Source organism: Staphylococcus sp. HMSC077D08 (assembly GCF_001837945.1).
Taxonomy (GTDB): Bacteria; Bacillota; Bacilli; order Staphylococcales; family Staphylococcaceae; genus Staphylococcus; species Staphylococcus epidermidis.
Genome location: NZ_KV834804.1, coordinates 342 through 5640, shown reverse-complemented (window position 1 = coordinate 5640; position 5299 = coordinate 342). Strand labels below are relative to the sequence as shown.

At 28.8% G+C, this 5299-nt stretch carries 7 protein-coding genes; 6 read left to right on the top strand and 1 reads right to left on the bottom strand.

All coding sequences use genetic code 11. The features are described 5' to 3' along the window. Window positions 1-56 precede the first annotated feature (56 nt). Genes HMPREF2663_RS08695 through HMPREF2663_RS08680 form a run of 4 tightly spaced genes read left to right on the top strand, consistent with a single transcriptional unit; the run spans window position 57 to window position 2126 of the window. Window positions 57-743: a hypothetical protein gene (locus tag HMPREF2663_RS08695; protein ID WP_070846232.1), complete on the top strand. Its 687-nt coding sequence runs from the start codon at window positions 57-59 to the stop codon at window positions 741-743. A gap of 60 nt (window positions 744-803) precedes the next feature. Continuing rightward, window positions 804-1262, top strand: a complete 459-nt coding sequence (locus HMPREF2663_RS08690) for a pathogenicity island protein (RefSeq protein ID WP_070846230.1) — start codon at window positions 804-806, stop codon at window positions 1260-1262. A 2-nt stretch (window positions 1263-1264) separates the two neighbouring features. Then, complete coding sequence (locus HMPREF2663_RS08685) at window positions 1265-1606, top strand: helix-turn-helix domain-containing protein (protein ID WP_070846228.1); 342 nt, start codon at window positions 1265-1267, stop codon at window positions 1604-1606. A gap of 4 nt (window positions 1607-1610) precedes the next feature. Then, a complete protein-coding gene (locus HMPREF2663_RS08680) occupies window positions 1611-2126 on the top strand; it encodes a terminase small subunit (protein ID WP_070846225.1) in 516 nt (171 codons plus the stop codon). 126 nt (window positions 2127-2252) lie between these two features. Here HMPREF2663_RS08680 and HMPREF2663_RS08675 read toward each other — a convergent pair whose 3' ends face one another. Further along, the gene (locus HMPREF2663_RS08675) at window positions 2253-3083 is read right to left on the bottom strand and encodes a hypothetical protein (RefSeq protein WP_070846223.1); all 831 of its coding nucleotides are present in this window, start codon (window positions 3081-3083) and stop codon (window positions 2253-2255) included. Between the two features lie 675 nt (window positions 3084-3758). Here HMPREF2663_RS08675 and HMPREF2663_RS08670 point away from each other — a divergent pair. Next, window positions 3759-4319: a PBECR4 domain-containing protein gene (locus HMPREF2663_RS08670; protein WP_070846221.1), complete on the top strand. Its 561-nt coding sequence runs from the start codon at window positions 3759-3761 to the stop codon at window positions 4317-4319. A 255-nt stretch (window positions 4320-4574) separates the two neighbouring features. Further along, window positions 4575-4817, top strand: coding sequence for a DUF3102 domain-containing protein (locus HMPREF2663_RS08665; protein WP_002497027.1), 243 nt, complete (start codon window positions 4575-4577; stop codon window positions 4815-4817). Window positions 4818-5299: the final 482 nt, after the last annotated feature.

Genomic DNA, 5299 nt, shown 5'->3' with positions numbered 1-5299 from the left:
GTTATGAGGCTTTAAAACGTATTAAATTATAAAATAAAAACGAAAGAGGTATATATATGACAACAACTACTTATCCAGATACATCAAAAGACGTATGGAGTGTATTATTCGATAACAGAAAGTATAAAGATTTATTAGATGAAGTAAATAAATTAATTGAAGATACTAAACGTTTATACAAGCAAGGCTATCGTTTAGAGGCAATAGACGAACAACAAAAGCCCAAAGTTACTGAACTCGAAAATAAATTCAAACAGTTTGCTACAGATAGATTAAATGAAATAGAGCAACGCTGTAATGAGATTGAGAAAGAAAGCCAACAAGATAGTGTTAAAGATCCACAAACCGAAATTATCAAACGTCAGAATTTAGAAGCTAGATTATCATTCTATAACGATAGTGAGATTGTAGACTATATCAATAGTAAAGATGTAACGAATACTGATATTTATGAATTAAGCTTGTTGCAACAAAAATATGACAATCAATTAAACGAATCACAACAACGTCAAGTTGCATTTAAACTCGAAGAATTAAAACAAGGTGTTTTATATCCATACACTACAAACGATGAATACGATAACTTAATGTTTGAGTATAGCGTTATTAACCAAACAGGAATGGCTAAAACTGGTGTAGTTATTACTAAGAATGAACAGTATGGTGGCGTTGAAATTAAACCACTTACTGAACGTTATAAAAATGCGATTAATGAAGTGAAACAAAGTAACAATAGAAGATAATTAAACAATTTGCCTATCCTTAAATGGGTAGGCTCATTCTATATTATTGGGGGTATTATCGTGCAGGAACGTACTAATGAATCATATCAACAAACAAAGATATCTGAATATGAGTTATTAACAAAATATAATCCTAAATACATTAATTCTAAAATTAAAACGGCACAGTCACATATTGATGAAATGTATCACTTAAGCACCTCAATAACAACATGTGACGATATTATGGGGGTTATTTCTGTATCTTATCCCGTTGATAATTTAGTGATATGGATTAGTGAAACTAAAGATAATTTGAAACGTTTTAAAGATGATTCAGCAATGAGATTATATTTATTAAAACAAATACTCAATACCTATTCACAAGAAGAGCAACAGCAGGTTGTTAGATATATGCAATCACATGGACGTATCAAGTCACAGGAGCTTATTGAACGTTTGCAGGTAGATTTATACAACATTAGTCATGATAAGCCTTTAACAAAGGCTAGTGAGCCACAACATACAATGGTGGTGTGATTATGTTTGTTGGTGATAAGGAGACACTGAAGGAATTTATATTAAACTACCATAATAATGTGGATGATGATTATAAGGATGTATCATTTAATGATTTCTTTACGTTAAATGAAGATGTAGACGAATATTCATATCAAACAATTAATGCAGATGAACATATATTTATGAATGACCTAGATATCCTGGTTGATCGTATTGCAGATTTTAGAGAATACAATATTTTTATGTTGCTATGTAATGGACGCACATTTGGCGATATAGCTCAAATACTAGAAATTACCCAATCCAGAGTCCAACAGTTATTTGATGGTTTACTAAATAAAATAATAAAACAAGGAGCGTGATTCAATGGACAAATTAACGCCAAAACAAGAGCGTTTTGCGAATGAATATATTAAGACACTCAATGTTACTCAAAGCGCTATAAAGGCAGGATATAGCCCGAATAGTGCACATGTAACTGGTAGTAGGTTATTACGAAAAGATAAAGTAGACGAATATATTAAAAGTAAGAAAGACGAGATTATGGACGATACTATTTTATCAGCCAAAGAGTTACTGTATCTATTAACTCAAGCAGCAGTAGGCGACGAAACTGAAATCAAAGAAGCTGTAGTAAAGAAAGGTACATTTGAACGTAACCCAGACACTGGAAGGATGAACCTCATATATAACGAACACGTGGAAACAGTAGAGGTACCTATTAAGCCTAGTGATCGCATGAAAGCTCGTGACCTAATTGGTCGTTACCACAGCTTATTCACTGAGAAAGTAGACTTGAATGTAGCTACACCTGTATTTATTGATAGTATTGGTGAAGATGATGAAAAGAATGTTATGGATTTAGAAAAGTTGGGTAAGTAACATCCCAATACTAATTTTTATATTGATAATAATAGGGAGATTTGAGGAATAAATAAAGTGCCAAACCTATATGGCTTGGCACTTGTTTATAATAAAAATACGTTGATTGATAGTTTTGGATAAATTTTATTTATAAGGTAAATTTAACCAATCAAACAATTGATTTAGTATTCCTCTGGAAAATAATTGGAAATATTCAAAATGCATTAGATATAAAATAATACAAAGTAAAATTATCAAAGAAAAGTATGAAAAGAATAAATTCCATTTATCTTTATAAAGTTTTAATGTTTTTTTCAGAAAACTTTTCTTTTCAATATCGCGATAGAGTGTAAGATAGATTAATAATAATGAAAGAAAACGAAAAATTATAACAAAAAAGTCATAACTAAGAAATCCTATACTTTTAAAATACATGAATGTAGCTTTTGACATAGTTAAAATTGAAGTAATAAATGGAATAGAATTACTTTTATCAATTGGTGGAAGAATTTTCTCCAGGTTTGCAACTAATGTTGGATTATAAATTAATCCAGTAAATAAAATTATGGAAAGTAAAGTATACTTAACAGTATAAAACCCAAAACTTTTCATGGATAAATGATACTTCTTTAACCTAATGGAGATAAAGATGCTAGTTAATAAAGTGAGTATACAAGAAAAACTTATTATCCAGTGGTTATATTTAATGAATATAGTAATTGATACTAACAAAGCGACACCAAAAAGTATCGAGCTCAAAATTTCATTTTCGTTGCTTTGAGATTTCATTAAATCTTTAATATCGTTATATGAATTGTTTTCGTTATATGTAATATTTTGTTCATTATTAACGTTATTATTGTTCCCTTCAATTTTTTGATTGTTATTATTTGAATGTTTTTTTAAAAAAATGGAAAAAAAAGAAACTAATATTGTTGAAATACTGGCGATTATTGATAAATTTGATTCTAACATAAAAAAACTCCTTTCATATTTATGATGACAAATGGTAAGTCATTACTTATGTATACTTCTTAAGTGTAACATTTTTGTTTTAAATTGTTTGGAATTTAGATTAAATAAAAACCTATAAAATATGAGACAGTGTAAAAACACTAAAAGAAAAAATATATAATAATTATAAAGCGAAGTAATATATGAGTAATTTAATTAAACTAAAAAATATATGTGTATTTATTACAGTTGTTAATGTTTAGTTGATCTTTTATTTTTCATTATGTATATTTTTATTATTACTTTTAGCTCCTGATATATGCTATAGTTATATGTATAGGGCGACCTTATGTTTGTCATTTTTTTGTGTAATTTGTGTTTATAATATGTATGTAATTTAGTTAAATAAGAAACGAAATTCGGCTAAATTGTTTACAAAAGATAATAAAAGTAATATAGTTATACATGAAGAAAGTATCTCGTCTGTTCTTTCTTCCTAACTAGTCTGTAGTTCTTGTTAGATTGTCTTGTAACTATTAATTTAGTTATATACAATTAGGAGTGAATTGTATAGCCCGGCAGAGGCCTTATATCTGACTGTTGGTCCCGCAGGAGACTTCTTCCTTGCCATCACTCACATACATAATCCCTACTTACTTTAATGTTTGTAGGGATATTTTTAAGGGGTGTAAGTAGGTGGGGGAATCATCATATTTAAAAATAAATAATGAAAATGATGTTGATTTACAAAACATCCTGAATGACTTTATAAATTGCTTTTGTAAAGGTTATGTTGAAGTTAAAACGAAATATAAAAAACTCCCCAGCTTTAAAATAAATTTTCATAAAAATAATTTACCCCATTTATTAGGTTTACACTATACTCAAAATAATGAGAAAGCTAAAAAAATTGTTGGAAAAATTGCGGAAGGTAAAATTACACATAAGTCTATAAAAAAGCATCATGAATATGATAATATTAAAGATAGACTTATTAATTATAATTTTTTACATAAATGTTTTATCGATAAAGAAATAAAATTATGTGTTATAGTTCCGAAAAATTCAATAAATCCACAAAATATTGATGTAGCCTTTTTAGATGATGAAAATAGTGAAGTAATGATACTTGGGTTAAAAAAAGGATATAGTAGTGACTTTTATGCACCATCAACTATGTATATTTTAGGTAAAAATAGTTCGTATCGTAGAATGAGAAGAACCCATATTGTTGATATAGAATGGAAAGATTGTTAACAGCAACTAAATAGCCGTTTGTTTTCGTTATGATGAAGTGGTCTTCTTGATTGATGAGAATTAACCGTATCTTAATTGGTACGGTTATTTTTATACGTTAAATCACTAGGTACTATATAAAATGTATATTGAGAAACGCCCTGTGTTGCAGTGGGAAATGAGATTGTATAACTATGTATGCAAAATGTATATATTACATTGTTAAACTCGACATCATCAAAAGCTGATTAGTCGATTTTCGAAATAAGTCGTAGAATGAAACACATTAAAGAGAATGACTTAGCACATGGAGAGTTTGGTAAGTGGTTAGAACGTGTGAATATCACAAGAGATTACTCATCTAAATATATGAGAGTTTATGAAGAATTTAATAATTCAAATGTAGTGTCGACACGACATTTAGGAGTTACAGCTTTAAATGAATTAGCACAAATTCCAGAAATTGAACGCACCAAAGAACATACAACATCAAAAGGCGATAAACTTGTCAAAACTTGACATTTCATAAAGTTACAAACAGACTTAAAAGTACGCTTGTAACCAGTACCTTAAAATAGGGAAGTGGTTTGATAAAAGAATAAAGGGTGCCCCAAATTAGGGCTACTTTTTTATATAACCGAGCAAATGTGGCTTCGTTAAGAGTGTCCTTAAGTGGATGTATTAGCTACTTAGCTTAATATCCTTAAATTGGGGTATATTGGTTTATACTCAGCTCAAAATTGAGCCCTGAATATTATTAGAGGACAATCCAAAATTGGATAGTAGTTTTATACAATAATATACGTCGGAATCTCAAGTTTGAGACGTACTTTAATGAATAAAAATAAAATGTTGAATATACTATTTTGTATCAATGAAATGGATAAGATTATTGATAATTTTAAGGGCGAAAAAAAGGACATAATTTTGATGATAAGGGCAAGTGTATGAACATTAATTTTGTCAAACCTATTCTTTGCCCCAAATTACTTTTGTTTTTT

What these genes read in the sequence shown, in the direction of transcription:
- HMPREF2663_RS08665 (WP_002497027.1), top strand. Translation starts at nt 4,575, where the DNA reads ATGAAACACATTAAAGAGAATGACTTAGCACATGGAGAGTTTGGTAAG.
- HMPREF2663_RS08680 (WP_070846225.1), top strand. Translation starts at nt 1,611, where the DNA reads ATGGACAAATTAACGCCAAAACAAGAGCGTTTTGCGAATGAATATATT.
- HMPREF2663_RS08695 (WP_070846232.1), top strand. Translation starts at nt 57, where the DNA reads ATGACAACAACTACTTATCCAGATACATCAAAAGACGTATGGAGTGTA.
- HMPREF2663_RS08675 (WP_070846223.1), bottom strand. Translation starts at nt 3,083, where the DNA reads ATGTTAGAATCAAATTTATCAATAATCGCCAGTATTTCAACAATATTA.
- HMPREF2663_RS08685 (WP_070846228.1), top strand. Translation starts at nt 1,265, where the DNA reads ATGTTTGTTGGTGATAAGGAGACACTGAAGGAATTTATATTAAACTAC.